Below are 20,968 nucleotides of genomic sequence, written 5' to 3'. Positions count from 1 at the left end.
CCGCTGAGCCGTTGCCCGCCCCGGCGGCCGTCGCGTGGGGAGGGCTCCGTCTCCGGTCGGTCACCCGCGCAGGGGGAGGCGGACCCGGGCGGTGAGCCCTCCGCCGGGGTTGGGCGTCAGGCGCAGCCCACCCCCGTGGGCCTCGGCGATACGCGCGACGATGGGCAGCCCCAGGCCGTGTCCCGCGCGCCCGGATCCGCCGGCGGCCACCCGGCCGCCGCCGCGGAGAAAGGGCTCGGTGAGGTTCTGGACCGGTTCGGTCAGGTGCGGCCCGGTGTTGCTGACGGTCAGCAGCGCGAGGCCGCGGTCCTGGGGGTCGGGCATGGCGGTCAGCACCACGCCGCCGTCCGCGGGCAGGTTGTGCCGCAGGGCGTTCTGCAGGAGGTTGACCACGAGCTGGCGCAACAGCACCCCGTCGCCGGTGACCGGCGACGCCTGGCTCCGGACCGAGACCGTGACGCCGAGGTCGGCGGCCTCCCCCTCGGTGGTCGCGACGGCCTCGCGGACCGTGTCCGACAGGTCGACCGGCTCCATGTCGGGCGGGGTCTGGGCGAGTGAGGAGAGTTGCAGCATGGCGTCGACGATCTCGATGCCGCGCTGGTTGGTCTCGTGCAGGCGGGCGACGAGGCGGGGGTGGTCCTGGCCGTGGGGGTCCGCTCTTGCCACGTCCAGCATGGTCCGGGTGATGGCCAGCGGAGTACGCAGTTCGTGGGAGGCGTTGGCGGCGAAGCGCTGTTGGATCTCGAAGGAGCGCTGGAGGCGGTCGAGCATGTGGTCGAAGGTGTCGGACAGGTCGGTGAACTCGTCCCGCCGGCCGCGCAGCCCGATCCGGTGGTCCAGGGAGCCGTCGGCGGCCCGCCGGGCGGCCCGGGTGATCTCCTGTAGCGGCCGCAGCACACGGCCCGCGATCACCCAGCCTCCCCACAGGCCGATGACCGCCAAGGCGACGAGCGCGAGCCCCGAGGCCTCCAGCAGGGTCTCCAGGATCTCCTGGCGGGAGGCGACGTGCGACACCGACGGGTCCGTCGTGGACAGCGGATAGCTGGGAACGTAACGCATCCCCAGGTAGAGGACCGCCAGCGTGGCCGCCCCGGCGACGTTGAGGAAGAGCGCGTAGCTCAGCGCCAGTCTCATCCGTGCCGTCAACCGCCGCGGGCGCCACGCCAGTGCCGGAGCGCGCCCGGTCGTCACCGCCGCACCGCCGTGGACTGGTGCTTCGCCGCCGTTCACCGGTACCGACCGGTCTCTTCGAGGCGGTAGCCGACCCCGGGCACCGTGCGTATGGCCGACGGTTCACCGAGCCGCTTGCGCAGCGTGGAGATGGTGATCCGCACGGCGTTGGTGAAGGGGTCGGCGTTCTCGTCCCACGCCCGCTCCAACAGCGTCTCCGCGCTGACGACCCCGCCCCCGGCGGTCATGAGCACCTCCAGGACGGCGAACTGCTTGCGGGTGAGGTGTACGTAGGCGCCCGAGCGGTGGACCTCGCGCCGGAACGGGTCGAGCCGGATTCCCGCGTACTCCAGGGCCGGAGGCGCGCCCCGGCTCGGGCGGCGGGCCAGGGAACGCAGCCTTACCACGAGTTCCTCCAGGTCGAACGGCTTGGTCAGGTAGTCGTCCGCTCCCAGTTCGAACCCGGCGACCTTCTCCCGCAGGCGGCTCGCGGCCGTGAGCATGAGCACCCGGCACCCGAGCCGCCGCCCGACGATGTCCCGGCAGACGTCGTCGCCGTGCGTGCCGGGGATGTCGCGGTCCAGGACGACCACGTCGTACTCGTTCACGCCCAGCCTCTCCAGGGCTGCGTCGCCGTCCCCGGCGATGTCGGAGGCGATCGCCTCCAGCCGCAGCCCCGCCTGCACGGCCTCGGCGAGGTAGGGCTCGTCCTCGACGATCAGCACGCGCATCCGCTGTCCCCCTCCGTCGCCTGGTACGGCACCGTGTCCGATCCCGCCCCTCCGGAGCGCGGACCCGAGGAGGGGCGGTCCGCTCACACGGCGAGGCCTGGTCACCGGACCCCATTGAACGCGATGGCACCTATCGCGAACGTATCGAAAAACCGATACGGCCGTGCAACACCGCTTGTACTTCGCTTGTGGCGACGAGGACCCCACGCATCGGACACGCGATGCCTGAGAGGCGAAAGATGAGTGAAGTGACGAAGCGGAAAACGGTGCGGCGCCTCCCCGCCGCGAGGCCGGACGGGCGCCCCGGCGGATCCGCCGGCCACAGGCGGTGGCCCCGGCGCCGGCTGGTCGCGGCGCTGTGCACCACGGTGGCCGTCGTGCTGACGGCCTGGTCGGTGATCGTGTCGGTACCGGACACGGTGACGGACGGGGTCCTCGCGCAGGAGGAGCCGACCGTCTCCGCCGAGGACGGCGACCTTCCGGACGACCTGTCGGTCACCCCCTTCGACACCGGGTACCCGGCGATCGCCAAGTTGGACGGTGCACTGCTGGCGGCCGTGCAGGAGGCGGCCCGGAACGCGCTGGAGGAGGGGATCGTGCTCCACGTCACGTCGGGCTGGCGCAGTGAGGAGTACCAGCGCCACCTGTTCGACGAGGCCGTCGTCAGGTACGGGTCCCGTGAGGAGGCCGGGAGGTTCGTCGAAACCTCGGGGGAGTCCGCGCACGTGACGGGGGAGGCGATCGACATCGGTCCCACCGACGCCGCGGACTGGGTCGTCCGCCGCGGCTCGGCGTACGGGCTGTGCCAGGTGTACGCCAACGAGATGTGGCACTTCGAGCTCCTCACCGAGCCGGGCGGCGACTGCCCGGACCTGCTCTCCGACGCCGCGTCCCGATGATCGGCCCGAAGCGCCCGGTGGGTCCGCGTCACGGCCGCTCCCGCGGCCGCGACGGGTCAGCGCAGGTGGGAGGCCCCGTTGACGTCCAGGACGGCGCCGGAGGACCAGGCCGCCTCGGGTGAGGCCAGGTAGCGCACGGCCGAGGCCACCTCCCCGGGCGTGGCCACCCGGCCGAAGGGGCTCTGCGCGCGGACCTCGTCGGTGAGCCGGTCGGCCACGCGCTCGGTCTCCACGAACCCCGGCGCGACCGAGGCGACCGTGACGCCGTGCGGGGCCAGCGCGACCGCCAGCGACTGGCCCAGGGAGTGCAGGGCGGCCTTGCTCGCGCCGTAGGCGGGGTGGTCCGGCTCGCCCTTGAAGGCGCCCCGGGAGCCGACGTTGACGATGTGCCCCCGGGTGCCCCGCTCGATCATGTGCCGGGCCGCGAGGTAGCTGACGTCGGCGGCGCCGAACACGTTCACGTCGAAGGTGTCGCGCCAGGCCCGCCGCCACCGCTCATAGGAGGTCTCCGTGAGCGGGTGGGCGATGTTGACCGCGGCGTTGTTGACCACCACGTCGATCCCGCCCAGGCCCTCGACGGCCCGGTCCACCAGGTCGGCCACGGCGCCGGGATCGCTCAGGTCGGCCCGCAGCAGGACGTGCCCCCTGCCCGGCAGTCCTTCGAGAGTGCGCAGGGCCTCCTGCGGGCGGGACCCGCAGTGGACGGCGACGCGGTCGCCCTGTTCGGCGAAGGCCGTGGCGACCGCCCTGCCGATGCCCCGGGAGGCGCCGGTGACCAGTACGCCCCTGCTCACGGGCACGTCCTCTCCGGTGGCGGACGGGGAGGCGGGAGCGGTCCGATGATCTGACATGTGCGGCATCCTAGCGACCGGCTCCCGACCCGCCCCCGCCCGTGCCCCGTCAGGCCGGGGTCCCCCTCCCGGAGCGCAGGCCGAAGGGCACGCCGAACCCGGTCAGCCAGCCGTCCTCGGACAGGAGGCGGAACGCCTCGTGGGTGACGTCGTGGTCCGGCGCCTGGCGCGGCGGCCAGGCGAAGGCGTCCGCGACCGCCGACCAGCTGGGACCGTGCCCGTGCTCGGCGCGGTAGGCCTCCACCCAGCGCGCCACCCGCTCCTCCCGGCCCCGGACCAGGTCGCGGGCGCGGTCGGCCACGGGCACGTCCAGCGGGGTGGAGGCCGGTGCGGTGCGCGGCGGGGTCGGCGGCGGGAGGGGCTGATAGGCCAGGGGCAGGGTGACCTCGGTGAGGGAGGCGCCCACGACGCCGCCGTCGGCGCTCAGACCCTCGATCCACGAGAGGTCGGTCAACCACGTGAGCAGTTCCGCCAGCTCACCGGTGTCGGACAGCGCGCAGGCGTCCACGACATCCTCGGCCGGAACGCGGATCCGGCCCTCGGGGTCGGCGTGCAGGGCCAGGTAGGCGGCCACGAGCCGGAGCCGGTTGGGCTTCTTGCGCATCTTCTTGTGGGCGAGGGTGCGCGTGAACCACCCCGATGCCCGCGACCGGACGCCGTTGCCGATCTTCCAGGGGGTGCCGGCCAGGCTGGGCAGGTCGCACAGGGCCGGGTTGGCGGCGTCGGCCTCGATCACCCTCTCCGGTGTGGTGTCCAGCCATCCCGACGAGGTCAGGTCGCTCAGCGCCGCGTGGGCGTCCTCCAGGCGGAGTATGCGCAGGTCCTGACCGGTGAAGTTCGCCTCTCCCCTCAGCGCGCCCCGCAGGGCGAAGGTGAGCGCGAGCAGGCGGCCGTCCGGGAAGGTGCCCGCCCCCTCCGCGGCCGTGCGCGCCCACAGGTCGCGGAAGAACTCCGCGTGGTGGGGGCCCATCCGCGGCATGCGCTTGCGGTCGACCGGGACCTTCACCTGGGGCCTGGCCCGGGCCTCGGTCTGGGCGCGCTTCCTCTCCTTCTTGGCCCTCTTGGCCTCGGAGTTGGTCAGCCTCGGGGGCGCGCCGCCCGGCGGGACGCTGATGCCCTGCTCCTTACAGCGCGCACACTCCATGGCCGCGGCCAGGTCCTTGTTGGGCCGGTGGAAACGGGGCTGGGACGTCTTGGAGGGCAGGGGTTCCCCCACGTCACTGGTTGCGGTGTGCTGCGTCATGGTGAGGAGGGTAGCGACGAAACCGCTCCGGTGTCCGGCGTCCGCCGGATTCGCCTCCGGACCGTTCGGACCGGGGGCGTCGGCATCGCAGGCGGGTCCGTGGCCAGGCGGGGCCGGGGTGTGCGCCGCCCGCTCACCGGGTCCGCCGCCCGTTCTCTGGGCAGGAACAGACCTATGGGCGAACTGGTACTGATCAGGCACGGGGAGACCGAGTGGAGCCGGACACGGCGGCACACCGGGCTGACCGACCTCCCCCTGACCGGGGAGGGCGAGCGCCAGGCCGGGGCACTGCGTCCCCTGCTGGCCCCGCGCGACATCGGGCGGGTGGTGACCAGCCCGCTGCTGCGTGCGGTGCGCACCGCCGAGCTGGCCGGGCTGGAGGGGGCCGTGACCGACCCGGACCTGACCGAGTGGGACTACGGCGGCTACGAGGGGATCACCACCGCCGACATCCGGCGCCGGCGTCCCGGGTGGTACCTGTGGCGGGACGGGATCGTCCCGGGCGGACCCGGGCACCCGGGGGAGAGCGTGGAGGAGGTCGGGGAGCGGGTCGACCGGGTCCTGGAGCGGGTGGATCCCCTGGTGGGGGACGACGCGGAGCCCGACGTGGTGCTGGTGGCGCACAGCCACCTCCTGCGGGTGCTCACCGCGCGCTGGCTGGGCCTGCCGCCCGCGTCGGGGGCACTGTTCACCCTGGCCACGGGTGCGGTGAGCACACTGGGCCACGAGCACGGACGGCACGCGCTCACCTCCTGGAACGTGCCCTCTCCCTCGGCTCCCTGACACGCTGGAGCGGCCCCGCCCGGAGCGCTTCCCACCGGAGCGGCCCCGCCCGACCGGTCCCGCCATGGAGCACCCCGTCCGGAGCGGGCTCCACGGGGGAGGGGGCACCCCCGCCACGGGTCCGCGGAGCACCCGGGTTCTCCGGTTCTCCGGGGGCGGTCGGCGGCCACTCGTGGGACTCGGGCCGGTGCGGGCCGCTTTGGCGCGCCCGTATCGGGGGAGGATCCGGGCGGGCGCCCTCCGACAGGTTTTCGAACCGGGCACGGGGGGTGGGGACGCCCGGGTCGCCGGGCTCGGGCGGCGCGGGACGTGGCGGTGCGGGCGGTATCCGGTCGACCACGACCGGAGAACTCCCTGCCTGACCGTGCGGCGACGGCTCCACTGACACGGATAGGGAACCAGATGGACCAGGGTGAACGGCTGCTCCACTCCTCATCGTTTGGCACCGCGGCCGCCGCATACGCCGAGCACCGCCCGGACTACGCGCGCGCCGCGGCGGACTGGGCGCTCGAGCGCGCGCCCGGGCCGCGCGTACTCGACCTCGGCGCCGGCACCGGCAAGCTGACCGCCGCACTGGTCGCGCTGGGGGCCGACGTCATCGCGGTCGAGCCCGACCCGGCCATGCTGGCCGAGCTGCGCCGCTCGCTGCCGGCCGTCCGCGCCCTGTCGGGTCGTGCCGAGGAGATACCGCTGCCGGACGCCTCCGTCGATGCCGTGCTGGCCGGCAACGCCATGCACTGGTTCGACATGGCCGTCGCGGGGCCCGAGATCGCCAGGGTCCTCGCACCCGGCGGCGTCCTGGCCGGCCTGTGGAACGTCGTGGACGACCACGTCGAGTGGGTGGCCGGGCTCGCGCAGGTCAGCGGGAGCGCGGCCATCGGCCCGCGTGACACGCCCACCGGCTGGCGCGCCGAAACGGCCGGCATGCACCTTCCGAAGACCGGCGAGGCGGCCCGGTTCGGCTCGCCGGAGCAGGCCGGGTTCCCGCACGGTCAGCGCCGCACCGCCGACTCCCTGGTCGCGACCCTCGCGACGCGCGCGGGGATGCTGGTCATGCCGGAACGGGAACGGGCGGCCGTGCTGGACCGTATCCGCGCGTTCCTCGCGAGCAGGCCGGAGACCGCCCACGGCGAGTTCACCCTCCCGATGCTGACCAGCGTGCTGCGCGTCCGACGACTGTGAATCCCATCGCCCGCCTGATGACGGGCGCTCATCGCGGCGATCGGTGTCGTGGGCCGGGCGTCTGACCGGGGAGCCCGGCCGCGACTCCTCCGGTGGCGCGGTGGCGAGGGCGGGTCACGGTTCCCCTCCCTTCCCGCGCCCCGCCGCGTCCGTCCTCCGCCCGGGAGGCGGACACGGTCCGTCGCCCGCCGGGACGGGGACGTCCCACCGGTCGTCCGCGTCCGGGCACCAGCGCCGGTAGGGGCAGTCCCGGCAGGCCCGGCCGGGACTGGGCGGATGGGACAGGTCGCGGTGCCAGGGCCCGGCGAGTGCGTGGACCACCCGCCGGGCCTCGGCTCCGACCCGGTCCGAGGCCGGGTCGAGGGAGAGCACGTGGGCGCCGTCGGGGGTGAGGACCTCCAGTTCGACCGCCGAGCCCGCCCCCCGGGGCAGGGCTCCCCAGGAGAAGAACAGCACCGCCAGGGCCAGCCGGGGTTCGAGGGACAGCAGGCGGTGGCCGTCCGGGCGGGGCGGACCGGTGGCCGTGCCGACGGCGCGGTAGCTCCAGGACCCGTCCCGGTGGTGGAGCAGGTCGGGCCTGGCCAGGACCAGGACGTTGGCGAGGGTGTCGTCGGCGGCCAGTGTGCGGCCGACCCGGACGTGGCTCCCCGACGGCAGGCCGTGCAGCGGGCAGATCTCGCTGTGGGCGGCGATCATCGCCGCGCCCCGGCGGGCCTGTTCGCCCTCCATCCGCTGTCCTCCCGCGGACCAGGATCCGTGGTCGGCGGGGAGGTCGCCGGGGGTGCAGGGCCGCAGGGGCAGGCGCGTGTGCAGCCGTTCCAGCCACGCGCGCACGGCGCGGTCGAGCCCGGCGGCCGGCGCGCGGTCGCCGTCGGCGGGAAGGCCCAGGGAGTGCAGGTATGCCCTGGCGGGGCAGTCCCGGTGACGCCGGCCGAGGCCCACCGACCAGGACCGCCGGGGCCGGGAGCGGTCGCGGACGCCGAGGAGCCCGGGGACCCGGGGCAGCCGCCCGCACCCCGACCGCGCCCCGCACGACAGGCAGTCCCGGCCGGGGGAGCGGGCACCGCCCCTCAGCGCCGAGCGCAGTCCCTCCCGGCCCGCCGAGGCGAAGGACTCCTCCGCGTCGGCGGCGGAGCCGTCGTAGAGCACGGCTGTGGAGGAGTCGAGGCAGGACACCTGGACCACCCGCACCCGGTCCGGCGGGCCGGGGTCGCCGCCGCGGCGCGCCCGCATCGGATAGGGGGTGCCGCCCAGGTAGCGCCGGGGCCTGGCCGCGCAGGCGTCCCGGTCGACCCGCGCGCCGGTGGCGAGCACGTAGGCGGCGACCGCCACCTCCGCCCTGGAGCGCCTCCGGCCGTTCGCCGTGCCCACGACCGGCATGCGCAGCTCCCGCACCCGTTCGGCGCCCGCCAGGTAGGCGTACCCGCGGCCCCGGACGCACACCTCGTAGGGGCGGGAGTTCGGTGTGCCGCGGTCGGGCATGTACTGGCGGACCCAGAAGTCGAAGACCGGGTCGCGCCGGAGGCCGTCGCGCTCCTCGTCCCGGGCCAGGGCGTCCAGGTAGGACCGTGAGGCGTGCCGGATCCAGGCGAGCAGGCCCGTGTGCGGTGGAGTGCTCCGCCCTCCCGGGCCGCCGCGGCCCCGCTCGCCGGGTACGGACAGGTGCGCGCACGCGTTGGCGACCGACCAGCCCCTGTGCTCGACCAGGTCCAAGGCGGCGTCGAGGAAGGTGAGGGGCGCGTCGCGCGGCGCCGGGTGCCCGCGGGGGTCGTCCCCGCCGACGGAATGGTCGGCCCTGATCCGGCGGTGCTCCGGACAGCCGCCCCGGGCGGGTGCCGCCGCGTCGCTGAAGAGGCGGACGACGGGTACGGGCCTGTGGTCATCGGTCGCGTGGTCGGACACGGGGCCTCCCCTCGAAAGAAGGGTGGCACGATCGGGGATCCGGTGCGCCGGGCCTGTGGACAACCCTCCGAGAACGCACGCCGCCCGGTGCCGGCGCCGCGGGGGCGCTCCGGGAGCGGAGTCGGCGTGTGTCCGACCATGATGATAGAAACTCCCAGAGCGAACGAAGTTCGCATTCACCCCACAGAGAACGAAACAAAGGCATCCCCCATGTCACGACGCACCTCCGCCGCCTCCTGCGCGGCGGTGCTCCTCACGCTCACCCTCACCGGCTGTGTCTCGCTGGAGGACCTGGACCGGTACGCGCAGAGCGTGGTCACCGGGGTCCCGATGGACTCCTTCGACCAGGTCGACCGCGACGCGCCCTTCGCGGGGAGTCCCGCCGAGGACTACGGCGAGGGCTTCGACACCCCCGAGGCCGCATCCGCCGGATCCTTCACCGAAGAGCAGGTGGCACAGGCCTACTCCCGGACCCAGGACCTCATGGAGGCCGTCTACCTGGACCAGGACGCGGTCTTCGGCGGGGACAACAGCGAGTTCACCGTGCTGCTCTCCGGCCAGTCGCTGAAGTGGTACATGAGCAACCTCGACAACGAGGAATTCGACCTCAACAGCCGTCACGTGCCCTTCAACCTCACGCCCGGGACGGCCGAGCCCGTCGGCGACGTCGTGAAGGTGGACGGCGCGATGCGCGCCGAGGCGGCCCGCGACGACCGGGGCCAGGACTACCTGGCGGTGCACACCGAGTACACGATCGTCCACCCCGTCGCCCGGCCCGGTGAACCGGTGTCGGTGCGCCTGGTCACCACGCACCACGGGGAGGTGTCCTTCTACGACGTGGGAGGAGGGGCCCTGGAGGCGTGGCCGAACTGGTGGCGTTTCGTGGGCCCCGTGCACTGCGTGGAGGAGTACACCTTCACTCCCGCCTATCCCGACGAGTTCCCCGAGGGCGAGCGGCCCAAGGGCGTGCCCGAGGACGCCTACGACCGGGAGAGCACCGAGGAGCCCGACGAGGAGTGCAGCGCCATCGGACAGACCTGACGGAGGGCGCCCGGCCGGAGCACGCGTGCCGGTCGGGCACGCCGCGTCCGTCGCCACCCGGTCCTTCACCGTGATGGCGGCGGGGGATAAACCTCCGTAAAAAGTCACTCACGGTGACGTTTTCGACCCTCCGGGTGGTGCGGCGGACTGGCGCTGGGCACCCCCTCATCATGTTGAATGACGTGCATGATCGTGCGTCGAGTACTTCCCGATGAGATGAACGCCGTCAGCGAACTGCGCGTGATGGCCTACACGGCCGATGGCCTGTTGGACGCGAATCCGGCCTATGTCGAGGCACTGCGCCTCCTGGGAACGGACGGCCGCGGTGAGATCCTGGTAGCCGCCGACGAGGAACAACGCCTCCTGGGGACGATCATGTTCGAACCCTGGTCGCCGGAGAGCGAGATCGCCCGCAACGCCGACGAGGCCGAGATCCGGGCCTTCGCCGTAGCTCCCGAGGCCCGGGGGCGCGGTGTGGGCCGGGACCTGGTCAACGCCCTCGTCGAACGGGCCCGTGAGGAGGGGGTCACCAGGCTCCTGCTGTCCACCCTGCCCGAGATGGTCTCGGCCCAGTACGTCTACCGCGCCCGCGGCTTCGAGCGGGTACCCGAACGCGACTGGACACCGATGCCGGATGTGAACCTCCTGGCCTACGAACTCGTCGTCAAGGACTGACCGTACGGCCCCTTCCCCGCCCGCGCCGGGGCGGGGAGGGGGCCGCGTGCGGTGGCCCGGACGGGCACCGGGCGGGCGCGCGTGCCGTGCGGTCACCGTGCTCCGTGGTCGACGGGGTGCTGCGCGTACGGCGGCGGGGAGGGGACCGGGGCCTCGTCCAGGGCGGCGAGCAGCCGGGCCACCCGCCTCCGGCGGTACCGGGCCTCGGGGGTGCTGGTGGCCTCGAACAGCCCCAGCACCGCGCTCTCGGTGTCGCGGGCGGCCACCCACCGCTCCAGCAGTCCCTCGGTGTCCACCGGACGGCCCTCCTCCAGCAGGTCGAGCACCCGTGCGGCGTCCATCTCGGCCACGGGCGGGGTGACCACGAGGTCGGCCCCCGACCGGCGCAGCTGCCGGACCATGAAGTGGTCGCCGAGCCGGGTGACGAGGAAGCGGTCGTCGGCGATCCGGTCGACCGCGCCGAGCCCGGTCAGTACCTCCAGTACCTGGTGGACGTGTCCGTCGGGGTCTCCGCCGCCGAGCGCGACCTCGGGCCCGTACACCCGCGCCAGTTGGGCGGGCGTACGCGCCTGTCCGTGCACGAACAGGTCGGTGAGCAGCAGGAACACCGTCACCCCGTGCGGCTCGGCCATGGTCAGCAGGGCGTCGGCCCAGGCGTCGGCGGCCGCACCCGGGTCCCCGTCCAGCCAGGACCGCGCCGCCCGGCCGGGCAGCACGCGGGTGTAGGTGGTGCGCAACAGGCCGGAGCCGCGTGCCACGGCGAACAGCTCGGGCACCCTCTCGGGGGAGAGGTCCAGGTCCGTGGCCGCGTCCTCGACGTCGCACTCCAGGAACGCGTCGCCCCCGTCGCCGCCGGAACTCAGGGGCCTGCCCGTGCCCACCCACTCCGCCAGCCGTGCGGCGTCGGTCAGGGGCCGGCACCGGTGCGCCGCAGCGTCCAGTTCCACCGGTCCGGCCGGAATGACCGGGGGCACCGCCTCCGGCCTGCCGTTCTCGCCGACGCCGAGCCGGTCCAGGATCGGCAGCGCCGCCCCGTCGGTCAGCTCCTCCGGTGGAGGCCCGCCGGGTGTGAGGTCCACCTCGGCGATGGCCGCGCGCAGTCCGCGCGGACTCTCCGGGGACAGGAGCCGTCCCTGGTCGACCAGGAAGTCGCACCAGGTAAGCCAGGTGTCCCGGAGGCCTCGGGGTACCCGCTCCCAGGCGCGGACGGTGCGGGCGATGCCGTGGACGTCCGCGGTGGACCAGTCACCGGGACCGGACGCTCCGGCGTCCATGTGGGCCGTCAGCAGGAACAGCAGGCTGTCGGGGTCCAGGACGGGCTGGGGCTCGATCGTCCGGGCCCAGTCCAGGCACGCGTGTACAGCGGAGTAGATGCTCTCAGTCATTGACCCGTCACAGAAAGTGGGCGAGCTGCCAAAACGGCACCAGGCTAACCGCGCCGCGCGTACCCGCGTGGGAAAACGCCGAAACTCGCCCTGTTCCGCTCCCGGCCGGGCGGGCGGCGGAGCGCTCTCCGGGCGGGTCCTAGCCGGTGACCCGCAGGATCAGCCGGTGCGCCTCGGTCGGGTCCGGGCACTCCCAGCGCCGGACCAGGCGTTCCACGGCGGCGGCCGGGACCGGCGACCGCCGCCGGTCCAGCCGGGCCCGCAGCACCCGGGGCGGGGCCTCGACGGAGACGATCTCCACGCGCGCCCGGTAGGCGGCCGCCAGGTCCACGCACCGGTCGCGCATCGACCGCGAGACGTTGGTGGCGTTCCACACGAACGACCGCCCCGCGCGCAGGTGCTCGCGGGCGCGCTCGTGGGCGGCCGCCGCCACCGGCCGCTGGTCCGCGGTCGGGCGCACACCGAGTTCGGCGCGCAGCGCGTCCAGGCCCACCACCGGCACACCCGGGCGGTCGTGCTCGATCCAGGTGTCCTTGCCCGCTCCCGGCAGCCCCGACATGACGGTCACCGTCAGCCGGGTGTCGTCGTGGGCGGCGTAGTCCGGGTCGCGGTCCGGCTTGCGGAAGAACCAGAACCGGGCGTGGTCGGAGGGGAAGTCGCGCGGCCGGTCCAGGCACCGCTGCTCGGCGCAGTACTCGCCGTACAGGCCGATGTTCTCCAGAACCTCGGAGGTGTCGCCGCAGCGGCGGCCGAGGATGTCGGCTGTGGCCAGTAGCACCAGGTCGTCGTTGCGCGCCAGCAGGCTCGCCCGGAACGCGATCCGCCGCAGGTCCGGCCGCTCCAGCGCCCAGAAGGGCACCTGGTGGTGGCGGACCAGGGCCGCCACGTGCTCGCGCCACTCCACCTCGGCGTGGGAGGACTCCCGCGGCCGGGAGCCGGCCGTTTCGGAGGACTCCCACAGCAGGCGCCGCGCCACCAGGTCGCCCCGCCGCGAATGGCCGTGCGCGGTGACCCGGCCGTCCTCGCCTCGGCGGGTGCACAGCGGTTTGGCGACGTCGTGCAGCAGCACGGCGGCGAACAGCCTCACCCGCTCGGCGACCGGCCGCGCGCGCCAGGCGGACAGGCCGGCGAGCGCCTCGCACGCCATCCGGGTGTGGGTCTCCACGTCCCCCTCGGCGTGGTGGACCGGGTCCTGCTCCACGCCGGTCAGGTCGCGCACCCAGGGAAGGGCCTCGCGCACCCGCGCCCAGTCCAGGTCCCAGTACGGCGGCGCCGGGCACAGCTCATCGAACACGCGCATAGAGCACCTCCGGATCGGCCAGCCCGTTCGCGATCACCGGGCGGTCCAGCCAGTGCGTACCCGAGTCCAGCACGGCGGTGGTGAATCCGCCGCGCACCCACTTGAACCGGTCCACGGTGCGTCCACCCTCCTCGACCTTGACGTACAGGCCCTCCATGTGGTCGGAGTCCTCGCTCTCGGCCAGGGCCCGGTCGGGGTCGGCGCCGCCCGCCCTCGCCGCCGCGGCCAGGGCCCGGCGCCAGTCGGAGGTGCGGCAGGTGGAGGGGCCCGCCAGGCGGGTCAGGTCCTCCAGCCGCGCCAGGGCTCCGGTGTGCAGCACGGGCACCGACACCACCGGTGTGCCCTCCAGCAGTTCCCGGCGGCGCGGTGTGGACAGGAACACGTCGTGGTGGGTGTCCAGCACGTCGAACTCGCAGAAGTAGTGGGGCAGCGCGTCGTAGAACACGGTGTGCCTGGCGTACATCCACTCGCCGTAGAGCACGTACCGCTCGCCCAGGCGCGGCCACAGCAGCGGTGCCACGGACGCCGCCCAGGCCTTGAACGGGGCGAACTGCCGTTCCCGGGGGCCGCCCGCCAGGTAGTGCCCCCGGCTCTGCAGGCGCAGCCCACCGCCGGGACCGAAACTGATCCCGGCGTTGGCGCCGTCGAGCTTCTCCTCCACGACCAGGTGCCGCCCCGCCAGCTCGCCGAAGGGGACGGCGGACAGGTCGTGGTCGCCCGGCTGGAGGCGCGAACCCCGGATGTGCCGGGTGCGGGGGTACTTGCGCATGCACCGGTTCTACCGGCCGGACCGGCCGCGCGGCCACCGGTTTTCGTGCCATGGAGAGGCCGCGCGAAGGGCCGCGCCTTCCACGGGCCGGTCCTTCCGCGGGGAAGGGGCGGCCTCGTCCTGGCCCATGCCCGACGGCCTCGGGGAGATCGTCCAATCCCTGCTGCCACCCGCGCCAAAAACCGGCCGGCCCCGCGCGGACCGGAGAGCGGCACTGACCACCGGGTTGTTCGTCCAGGTCTCGGGCTGCTCCTGGGAGAAGGCCGACGGCCTGTTCGGTGTCACCCGCGCCACCGCGCACCGCTGGTGGAAAGACCTGGACCGAGAGGGGCCTGTGGACCCGCATCCACCAGGCCCTCCTGGACGAGCTGGGCAGGCGCGCCCTGCCGGACTGGTCCCGCACCACCGTCGACTCCCGGTCGATCCGCGCCAAGCCGGGGGGAGAGCACGGGGCCAAACCCCACCGACAGGGGCAAACCCGGCGCCAAGCTCCACCTGCTGTGCGACAAACAAGGCCTGCCGCCGGTCCGCGCGATCACCGCGGCCAAGCCTCATGGCGACAAGGCCCACCACTCCCGTGACCGGCGCCGCCGGCTGCGCGAACGTGGGACCGGGGTGCGCATCGCCCGCCCCGGCATCGAGTCCTCCCAACGTCTGGGGCGGCACCGGTACAAGATCGAGCGCTCCATCGCCTGGCCGGGCTCCTACCGCAGGCTGAACGTGCGCTGGGAGCGTACGGCCTCCACCTTCCTCGCCGTGCCCGGCATCGCCCGCCTCCTCGTCTGTTACAAGCACCTGTCCAAGCATGCTGGTGGCTTTTGAGATGAGCTCTCAACGCCCTCGCGGCGTGGCCGCCGGATCCTCCTGGCGAGTCGTCGGGCCGCCAGCCTGCTGAACAGCCAGAGAACTCGCACAGCGTTGAGGAGGCTCTGCGAACCGGTCGCGCACTTGTGCGGCTCCACCTGTACGGCTCACCGCCGGCTGACCCAGCGCAGGAAGCGTTCGACAGCCGACCGCGACACCTTTCCGCCCGTGTACCCCTCGATCTTGGCGAACGGCATGTTCACCAGGAACATGACGTTGTTCGCGGCGTGTGGCCGCCCGATGGCCCGCAGGGCGCGGCGAACCGTGTGGAGCAGTCCCAGCACACCTCGCCCGAACAGGTTGGCGTGGCGCAACTGGGTGACGGTGTCGTCGAGTCCGAGCGGTGCCTCCGGGTCCCATGACGAAGTCGGAACCGGCCGGCCGAGGAGCGCGGCGAACTCGGTGTCGCTGACCCGTTGAACATCCCCCGTCGCGTACGCGCCCTCCGCCCGGCTCCTCGCGGTCGCCCCGGTGCCGATCCGAGCAATGCGGTCGCTGTCACCGTCGACGACGGCCGTCGCCGCCAGCCGTACGTCCTCCACCGACGCCCCGACCCTGATCGAGTACGGTCCGCCATACCGGCACCATCCGCCTGTGCCGACATCGAAGTACTCCAGCGCGCGGCCGTCAAGCGCGATCTCGACCCGTTGCTCATGCCCTGGTTCGATCTCGACGGAGGCGAAGCCCGCGAGCTCGGTTCCGGCATGCGGCACCGCGGTCGCCTCCGGAGTGACGTAGAGCTGGGCGACCTCACGGCCGGTCCTGGCCCCGGTGTTGCGGACGGTGAACGTGGCCGTCCCACCGTCGGCCCGCAGGTCTACTTCGAGGTCCGAGTACTCGAATGTGGTGTAGCTCAGCCCGTGCCCGAAGCAGAAGCGCACCGCCACGTCCCGGATGGAGTAGTACCGGTATCCCACGAAGATGCCGTCGCGGTGCTCGGCGGTGCGCTCGCGGCCGGGGAACGTGCCCGCGGAGGGTACGTCCGTATAGCTCATGGGGAACGTCACGGCGAGCCTGCCGCCCGGATTGTGGCGGCCGGTGAGCGCGTCGGCGACGGCCGTTCCCCCGCCCTGCCCGGTGAGCGAGGCGTACAGGATCGCGGCGACGTCCTCGGCGAACGGCAGCTCGACCGGAGCGCCGCCGGACAGCACGACCACGACGCGGTCATGGACCCGCGTCAGGCGCTCCACGAGCGCAAGCTGGTTGGTGGGCAGCCGCAGGTGCTCGCGGTCCACCCCTTCGGCCTCGCTCGACTCGTCCAGCCCGAGGAAGAGCAGCACGGTGTCGGCACGACCGGCGAGTGCGAGGGCCTGGTCGGCGAGTTTCCGGCTCGGCTTGCCGAACCGGTGGAACCCGCGAGCGAACCCGACGACCTCGACGGCACCGGAGCGCAACGCGCTGAGGGCGTCGTCGACCCGGGTGGGGTTGACCAGCGACGAACCGGCGCCCTGGTAGCGGGGTGTCTCGGCGAAGTCTCCGATCACCGCCACCCGTGCGGAGGGGGACAGTGGGAGGAGGGGATCCCGATCGGTCCCGGGGTCGTTCCGCAGGAGCACGAGACAGCGTCGGGCGGCCTCGACGGCGGCGCGGTGCTGGGCGTCCGGATCGACCGGTTCCGCCCCGTCGAGCGCTGACGAGGTCTCCAGCGCGAGTGCGATGAGATCGTCGACCGCGTGGTCGAGGACGGCTTCGTCGAGCCGCCCCGAGCGCACGGCGTCGATGATCTGCTGGTCGGTGACGCCGCCCGAGGACGGCATCTCGAGCTGGTTGCCGGCCAGGAGGCCGGCGATCCTGTCGTGGTTGCCGCCCCAGTCGGTGACGATCACGCCGTCGAAGCCCCATTCGTCGCGCAGGATGTCGACCAGCAGGTGCGTGTTCTCGTTCGCGTAGGTGCCGTTGACCTTGTTGTACGAGGTCATGAGGGTACGTGGCCGGGCCTGCTGGACGACTCGGCGGAACCCTTCGAGGTAGATCTCGCGCAGCGAGCGCTCGTCGACCACCTCGTCGATCGACATGCGCAGGTGCTCCTGGCCGTTGACGGCGAAGTGCTTGGGGCAGGCCGCGATGCCCGTGGACTGGATGCCGCGCACCATGCCGGCGGCGAGATCGCCCGAGAGCCGAGGATCCTCGGAGAAGTACTCGAAGGAGCGTCCCCCGAGTGGATTGCGCACGATGTTCAGGCCCGGTCCGAGCAGCACCGCGACTCCGGCACCGCGTGCTTCGGCGCCGAGCAGCCGGCCCACCCGCTCCACCAGGTCGACGTCCCAGCTCTGGGCCAGGGCCGCGGCCGTCGGGAAACAGGTCGCCGGAAGTGAGGCGTTGAGTCCGAGGTGGTCGGACTTCCCGCCCTGCTTGCGCACGCCGTGCGGGCCGTCGGTCAGCATGATCGACGGTACGCCCGCGTGGCCGATGGACTCGGTGTTCCAGAAGTTGGCGCCCGAGGTGAGGGTGGCTTTCTCCGCGAGGGAGAGGCGTTCCACGGTCTTGGTGTGCCGCAGGGGAGTCGTCTCTGCCATGTCAGATCCTGTTCGTCTGCAGAACGTAGTACAGGATGTGGTGCGCCGACTCGCGCAAGGCGGTGAGCGTACCGGCCCTGTCCTCTTCGAGGTAGGACTGGAGCTCCTCCTCGTAGGAGCCGTCCCCGGGGAGGTCGACGAGGAGCCCGAGGATCATGTCGTTGCCCGCCTCGACCGCCTGCCGCGCGTCGAAGTGGCTTCCCTGGCCGATGATGCCGGCGTCGGTGATGACGAAGCCCTCGAACCCCCACTCGCCGCGGAGCACGTCCGTGAGCAGTGCTTCGCTGCCGCCGGCCCAGGTGGTTCCGATGCGGTTGAACGCGGTCATCGCTCCGTGCGCGCCGCCGTCCTTGACCGCGGCCTCGAAGGGTCTGAGGTGCATCTCCCGCCACGCCTGTTCGGTCGTCCACACGTACAGGCCCATCGCGGCCCGGTTGGTCTCCTGGACGTTGCCCGCGAAGTGCTTGATCACGGCCACGGTGCCTTGCGACTGGATACCGGACACGTACTGGGCGCCGATCCGCGCGGTGAGCAGCGGGTCCTCGGAGAAGTACTCGAAGTTGCGGCCGCCCAGAGGGGAGCGGTGCAGATCGAGCGAGGGCCCGTAGACCGCGTCGACCTCGTATGACTGCGCCTCAGCGCCCATCGCCCGGCCGACCTCGAGTGCGAGCTCGTCGTTCCAGGTCGCCGCGAGCACCACCGGAGTCGGGAAGGCGACCGTGGCCCAGTGTCCGATGAAGTTGCGGATGCTGGCCGGTCCGTCGTACATCGTCGTGGCCGGCACACCCAGGCGCTCGATCCCCACGGACCAGTAGCCGCCGTTCCCGGACAGTTCGACCAGTTCGTCCTCGGTGAGCTGGTCGAGGAAGGCCTGCCATCGGGAGTCATCCATCGGGGCACCCCTCAGGTCGGCGAGCTCCAGGTCGTTGTCCGCGCCGGTGACGGGTTCGGAGGCAGCCGGATCGACCTCGAGTTCGTAGTCGTTCTCGAGCAGTCCGTCGGGCATGCGCAGATCGCCTTCGTCCGGAGCCGACGGGAAGGTCTCTTCGGGGCTGCTGCGCGACAGGTAGGTCAGATCGCCCCGTGCGTCGTCGAACCGGTTGGTGATCTCGCTTCCTGTGGTGGCGTCGGTGTCGATGACGAGCCGCTCGGGCTGGTCGTAGGTCGCGTCGTTCACGGTGTCGTGCACGTTCCGGGCGACGCGGATCCCGTAGTCGCCTTCGTCCAGCACCCACGCCTGGGCATCGCGGTCATCGAACGAGGCCATCGACGTGGTGTCGAAGGAGACGGTCACGGTCTGCGACTCTCCTGGTGTGAGCGGATCGGTCTTGGCGTACCCGCCGAGCACGGTCGCGGACTTCTCGGTCTCCCCCGGGGTGTAAGGGGCGTCGTAGTAGACCTGTACGACCTCCCGGCCAGGGACGTCACCGGTGTTGGTGACGCTGACCCGCGCGGTCACGGTCTGCTCGTCGGCCCGGATACGGGTATCGGACCACTCGAACTCCGTGTAGGACAGGCCGTGCCCGAACGGGTACTGCACGACGTCGTCGTACTCCGCCTCGGGAACGAAGGTCTCGAAGTAGCGGTAGCCGGTGTAGATGCCTTCGAGGTGGTTGGTGAAGTAGCGGCCGACGGGCTCGCCGGCATCGTCGACGTACTGGAAGTCGCCGGTGTTGACGACGGCGGGATGGGAGTCGATGTCGTACACGTACGTGTCGGTGAGACGGCCCGAGGGGTTCACCTCACCGGTGAGAGCACGGGCCACGGCGTTCATGCCGGTTTCGCCCGGACCGCCGATCCACAAGGCGGCATCGACGCGCTCGTACTCTTCCAGGAAGCCGAGTTCCATCGCGTTGGCGCTGTTCACGAGGACCACCACGTGATCGAAGGTCGAGTCCAGCAGTTCCAGGGTGGCGCGTTCGTCCTCGGTCAGGCGCAGGTCACCTGGAGTGAAGTCCCTGCCCTCCATCCCGGCCCGGCCGACCGCGTAGACCGCGGTGTCGGCGTGCTCGCGGGCGCCGGAGAGGATCGGTTCGGAGAGGTGCTCGACGGGCATCTCCGTCGGTGAGGTGACGAAGAACCCCTTGGCCGCCGGCAGGAGTTCGTCGATGACGCCGGCCTCGGGCTCGGCGTACACCTCGGTCGAAGCCTCGCCGCTCTCCGCGTGGTTGCCGTAAACGTCGCGTACGGTCTCGTCATAGTCGATGCCGGCGCCGTCCAACGCGCTGAAGAGCGATTGAGCGCCTACGGAGGAGATACCGCCCGCTCCTCCTCCGCCGTAGACGGGGGCGGCCGCGCTCGCCCCGAAGACGCTGACCCTTCGGTCCGCCAGGGGAAGCACGTTCCCCTCATTCTCGAGCAGGACCAGTCCCTCGGCCATGACCTGGTCGGCGACTTGCAGGGAGTGGTCCCGTGCGGAGGCCTGATCCTCCGTCGCGGGGCGCGTCGCGGTGTAGTACCAGGAGCCCAGCGCACTCGCGATCAGCGCGACGACCACGCCCATGGCGGTGAGCTTGATCCATCGGTGCTGGCGCTTGCGGAACGCCTTGTAGCCCTTCCTTCGGGCCTTGCGTTCGCGGCGGGGAGCGGCACTCCTCACCTCGGCGTGCCAGGCCGCGGTCTCGGCCCGTTCTGCGCGGCGCGCGTCCAGGCGCTCGGTGATGGTCGCGCCTCGGCGCTGCCTGCGCCGGTCCTTGAGATCGGCGAAGCGCTGCTTCGCCTCGGCCCGGTACTGCTTCACCAGCCGCCGGTACTCGCGGTAGTCCATATTGGTCATCCTTGCCTGACAGGTACCACCGAAGGCGGTGAGCGCTTCGAGCCGACGTGGTCGGGAGCGGCGCTTGCTCGATGGAGGGTACGAAAACTATACGGCGTTCGGTTTTTAAAACCAAACGCCGTTCAGTCGTAGGATGTGCTCATGAATCGGCGAGGCCCGTACGGCAAGAGCGCGGCGAAGCGTGAAGAGATCCTGTCCGCCGCTTTGGACCTCATCTCCCACCACGGATACCGCGGTACCTCCGTCAAGGGGATCGCCGAGTCGGTCGGCCTGAGCCCTGCCGGCGTACTGCACCACTTCGGTACCAAGGAACGGCTCTTCGTGGAGGTCCTGAGAAGGCGTGACGAGCTCGACGCGGCCCGTTCGCGGGCGGACGTCGCCGCCGCGACCACGCGGTCACCGCTCCATCCTCTTGACCGCTACGCCGCCCTGCTGGACTCGAACGCCGACGTCCCCGGGCTGGTCGAGCTCTACTCGGCGCTGGTGGTCGAAGCCGCGGATCCGTCGCATGAGGCGCACGACTTCTTCACCGAGCGCCGTGTCGAAGGCCATCACCTCCTGACCAGAGCCGTCCGGCGGATGCAGGAGTCCGGCACACTCACGTCCAGAATCGACGCCGAGGTTTTGGCGACCGCGCTCCACGCGCTTGGCGACGGGCTCCAGACCCTCTGGCTGATCGATCCGGACGTGGATATGGGCGGCACCATCAGGAAGCTTCTGCAGGCTCTTCGCACGGACCTTCTCGAAGAGGGCGCTGAGCCGTGACGGCCCGCCGTGTACCTCGGCGGAACCCATCACGGCGCTGGTCGACAACCGTGCCGTCTGCGGGAACCACCGACCGGAAGTCCGCGTCGCTCTGGGTGTTCGGTGCCGCGCACCCC

17 protein-coding genes are annotated in these 20,968 nt (G+C 72.4%); 7 read left to right on the top strand and 10 right to left on the bottom strand.

Translation table 11 applies throughout. From position 1 onward, the window contains the following. Positions 1 to 60: 60 nt before the first annotated feature. Together NOSIN_RS11015 and NOSIN_RS11010 are read right to left on the bottom strand one after the other, a co-directional pair. Positions 61 to 1,134, bottom strand: coding sequence for a sensor histidine kinase (locus NOSIN_RS11015; protein WP_077690648.1), 1,074 nt, complete (start codon positions 1,132 to 1,134; stop codon positions 61 to 63). Between the two features lie 92 nt (positions 1,135 to 1,226). Then, entirely contained in the window at positions 1,227 to 1,901 is a 675-nt protein-coding gene (locus NOSIN_RS11010; protein ID WP_077690647.1) for a response regulator transcription factor, read from the bottom strand. 239 nt (positions 1,902 to 2,140) lie between these two features. On the opposite strand from NOSIN_RS11010, the gene NOSIN_RS11005 reads away from it, so the two are divergent. After that, complete coding sequence (locus NOSIN_RS11005) at positions 2,141 to 2,800, top strand: M15 family metallopeptidase (protein ID WP_077690646.1); 660 nt, start codon at positions 2,141 to 2,143, stop codon at positions 2,798 to 2,800. 56 nt (positions 2,801 to 2,856) lie between these two features. Here the strand turns inward: NOSIN_RS11005 and NOSIN_RS11000 are convergent, their stop codons facing one another. Together NOSIN_RS11000 and NOSIN_RS10995 are read right to left on the bottom strand one after the other, a co-directional pair. Then, complete coding sequence (locus NOSIN_RS11000; protein WP_143833041.1) at positions 2,857 to 3,594, bottom strand: SDR family NAD(P)-dependent oxidoreductase; 738 nt, start codon at positions 3,592 to 3,594, stop codon at positions 2,857 to 2,859. Positions 3,595 to 3,700: 106 nt separating this feature from the next. Beyond that, on the bottom strand, positions 3,701 to 4,894 hold the full coding sequence (locus NOSIN_RS10995; RefSeq protein WP_077690644.1) for a hypothetical protein: 1,194 nt from the start codon (positions 4,892 to 4,894) through the stop codon (positions 3,701 to 3,703). A 174-nt stretch (positions 4,895 to 5,068) separates the two neighbouring features. On the opposite strand from NOSIN_RS10995, the gene NOSIN_RS10990 reads away from it, so the two are divergent. Both NOSIN_RS10990 and NOSIN_RS10985 read left to right on the top strand, forming a co-directional pair. Continuing rightward, complete coding sequence (locus tag NOSIN_RS10990) at positions 5,069 to 5,677, top strand: histidine phosphatase family protein (protein ID WP_077690643.1); 609 nt, start codon at positions 5,069 to 5,071, stop codon at positions 5,675 to 5,677. 402 nt (positions 5,678 to 6,079) lie between these two features. After that, complete coding sequence (locus tag NOSIN_RS10985) at positions 6,080 to 6,859, top strand: class I SAM-dependent methyltransferase (RefSeq protein ID WP_077690642.1); 780 nt, start codon at positions 6,080 to 6,082, stop codon at positions 6,857 to 6,859. 114 nt (positions 6,860 to 6,973) lie between these two features. On the opposite strand, the gene NOSIN_RS10980 is transcribed toward NOSIN_RS10985, so the two are convergent. Further along, positions 6,974 to 8,761: a PD-(D/E)XK nuclease family protein gene (locus NOSIN_RS10980; protein ID WP_077690641.1), complete on the bottom strand. Its 1,788-nt coding sequence runs from the start codon at positions 8,759 to 8,761 to the stop codon at positions 6,974 to 6,976. A 210-nt stretch (positions 8,762 to 8,971) separates the two neighbouring features. On the opposite strand from NOSIN_RS10980, the gene NOSIN_RS10975 reads away from it, so the two are divergent. Together NOSIN_RS10975 and NOSIN_RS10970 are read left to right on the top strand one after the other, a co-directional pair. Continuing rightward, the gene (locus tag NOSIN_RS10975) at positions 8,972 to 9,802 is read left to right on the top strand and encodes a hypothetical protein (RefSeq protein ID WP_077690640.1); all 831 of its coding nucleotides are present in this window, start codon (positions 8,972 to 8,974) and stop codon (positions 9,800 to 9,802) included. Positions 9,803 to 10,018: 216 nt separating this feature from the next. Further along, a complete protein-coding gene (locus tag NOSIN_RS10970) occupies positions 10,019 to 10,477 on the top strand; it encodes a GNAT family N-acetyltransferase (RefSeq protein ID WP_077690639.1) in 459 nt (152 codons plus the stop codon). A gap of 92 nt (positions 10,478 to 10,569) precedes the next feature. Here the strand turns inward: NOSIN_RS10970 and NOSIN_RS10965 are convergent, their stop codons facing one another. From NOSIN_RS10965 to NOSIN_RS10955, 3 genes are all read right to left on the bottom strand, one after another. Continuing rightward, positions 10,570 to 11,862 carry a hypothetical protein gene (locus NOSIN_RS10965; protein ID WP_227014425.1) on the bottom strand — a complete coding sequence of 431 codons (1,293 nt, stop codon included), beginning with the start codon at positions 11,860 to 11,862 and terminating at the stop codon, positions 10,570 to 10,572. Positions 11,863 to 12,001: 139 nt separating this feature from the next. After that, positions 12,002 to 13,162 carry an AAA family ATPase gene (locus tag NOSIN_RS10960; protein WP_077690638.1) on the bottom strand — a complete coding sequence of 387 codons (1,161 nt, stop codon included), beginning with the start codon at positions 13,160 to 13,162 and terminating at the stop codon, positions 12,002 to 12,004. After that, positions 13,146 to 13,931 (bottom strand): RNA ligase family protein, encoded by a 786-nt coding sequence (locus tag NOSIN_RS10955; protein WP_077690637.1) that lies wholly within the window; start codon positions 13,929 to 13,931, stop codon positions 13,146 to 13,148. Before NOSIN_RS10955 ends, NOSIN_RS10960 begins: the two co-directional genes overlap by 17 nt. Before the next feature lie 615 nt (positions 13,932 to 14,546). On the opposite strand from NOSIN_RS10955, the gene NOSIN_RS27725 reads away from it, so the two are divergent. Next, a complete protein-coding gene (locus NOSIN_RS27725) occupies positions 14,547 to 14,753 on the top strand; it encodes a transposase (RefSeq protein WP_077690636.1) in 207 nt (68 codons plus the stop codon). A gap of 149 nt (positions 14,754 to 14,902) precedes the next feature. Here NOSIN_RS27725 and NOSIN_RS10940 read toward each other — a convergent pair whose 3' ends face one another. Together NOSIN_RS10940 and NOSIN_RS10935 are read right to left on the bottom strand one after the other, a co-directional pair. Then, positions 14,903 to 17,311 carry a glycoside hydrolase family 3 C-terminal domain-containing protein gene (locus tag NOSIN_RS10940; RefSeq protein WP_206057603.1) on the bottom strand — a complete coding sequence of 803 codons (2,409 nt, stop codon included), beginning with the start codon at positions 17,309 to 17,311 and terminating at the stop codon, positions 14,903 to 14,905. A gap of 1 nt (position 17,312) precedes the next feature. Further along, positions 17,313 to 20,078 carry a glycoside hydrolase family 3 N-terminal domain-containing protein gene (locus NOSIN_RS10935; RefSeq protein WP_170293645.1) on the bottom strand — a complete coding sequence of 922 codons (2,766 nt, stop codon included), beginning with the start codon at positions 20,076 to 20,078 and terminating at the stop codon, positions 17,313 to 17,315. Positions 20,079 to 20,228: 150 nt separating this feature from the next. On the opposite strand from NOSIN_RS10935, the gene NOSIN_RS10930 reads away from it, so the two are divergent. After that, entirely contained in the window at positions 20,229 to 20,852 is a 624-nt protein-coding gene (locus tag NOSIN_RS10930; protein WP_077690634.1) for a TetR/AcrR family transcriptional regulator, read from the top strand. Positions 20,853 to 20,968 lie beyond the last annotated feature (116 nt).

Origin of the sequence: Nocardiopsis sinuspersici (genome assembly GCF_001998325.1) — a bacterium.
In the GTDB taxonomy this organism is placed as follows: domain Bacteria; phylum Actinomycetota; class Actinomycetes; order Streptosporangiales; family Streptosporangiaceae; genus Nocardiopsis; species Nocardiopsis sinuspersici.
This window is presented reverse-complemented; position numbering and strand designations above follow the sequence as displayed.

Bases quoted from the DNA above. Each gene is read 5' to 3' on its own strand.
- NOSIN_RS11015 (WP_077690648.1), bottom strand. From the start codon at position 1,134: ATGAGACTGGCGCTGAGCTACGCGCTCTTCCTCAACGTCGCCGGGGCG.
- NOSIN_RS11010 (WP_077690647.1), bottom strand. From the start codon at position 1,901: ATGCGCGTGCTGATCGTCGAGGACGAGCCCTACCTCGCCGAGGCCGTG.
- NOSIN_RS11005 (WP_077690646.1), top strand. From the start codon at position 2,141: ATGAGTGAAGTGACGAAGCGGAAAACGGTGCGGCGCCTCCCCGCCGCG.
- NOSIN_RS10995 (WP_077690644.1), bottom strand. From the start codon at position 4,894: ATGACGCAGCACACCGCAACCAGTGACGTGGGGGAACCCCTGCCCTCC.
- NOSIN_RS10990 (WP_077690643.1), top strand. From the start codon at position 5,069: ATGGGCGAACTGGTACTGATCAGGCACGGGGAGACCGAGTGGAGCCGG.
- NOSIN_RS10985 (WP_077690642.1), top strand. From the start codon at position 6,080: ATGGACCAGGGTGAACGGCTGCTCCACTCCTCATCGTTTGGCACCGCG.
- NOSIN_RS10975 (WP_077690640.1), top strand. From the start codon at position 8,972: ATGTCACGACGCACCTCCGCCGCCTCCTGCGCGGCGGTGCTCCTCACG.
- NOSIN_RS10970 (WP_077690639.1), top strand. From the start codon at position 10,019: ATGAACGCCGTCAGCGAACTGCGCGTGATGGCCTACACGGCCGATGGC.
- NOSIN_RS10965 (WP_227014425.1), bottom strand. From the start codon at position 11,862: ATGACTGAGAGCATCTACTCCGCTGTACACGCGTGCCTGGACTGGGCC.
- NOSIN_RS10960 (WP_077690638.1), bottom strand. From the start codon at position 13,162: ATGCGCGTGTTCGATGAGCTGTGCCCGGCGCCGCCGTACTGGGACCTG.
- NOSIN_RS10955 (WP_077690637.1), bottom strand. From the start codon at position 13,931: ATGCGCAAGTACCCCCGCACCCGGCACATCCGGGGTTCGCGCCTCCAG.
- NOSIN_RS10940 (WP_206057603.1), bottom strand. From the start codon at position 17,311: ATGGCAGAGACGACTCCCCTGCGGCACACCAAGACCGTGGAACGCCTC.
- NOSIN_RS10935 (WP_170293645.1), bottom strand. From the start codon at position 20,078: ATGGACTACCGCGAGTACCGGCGGCTGGTGAAGCAGTACCGGGCCGAG.
- NOSIN_RS10930 (WP_077690634.1), top strand. From the start codon at position 20,229: ATGAATCGGCGAGGCCCGTACGGCAAGAGCGCGGCGAAGCGTGAAGAG.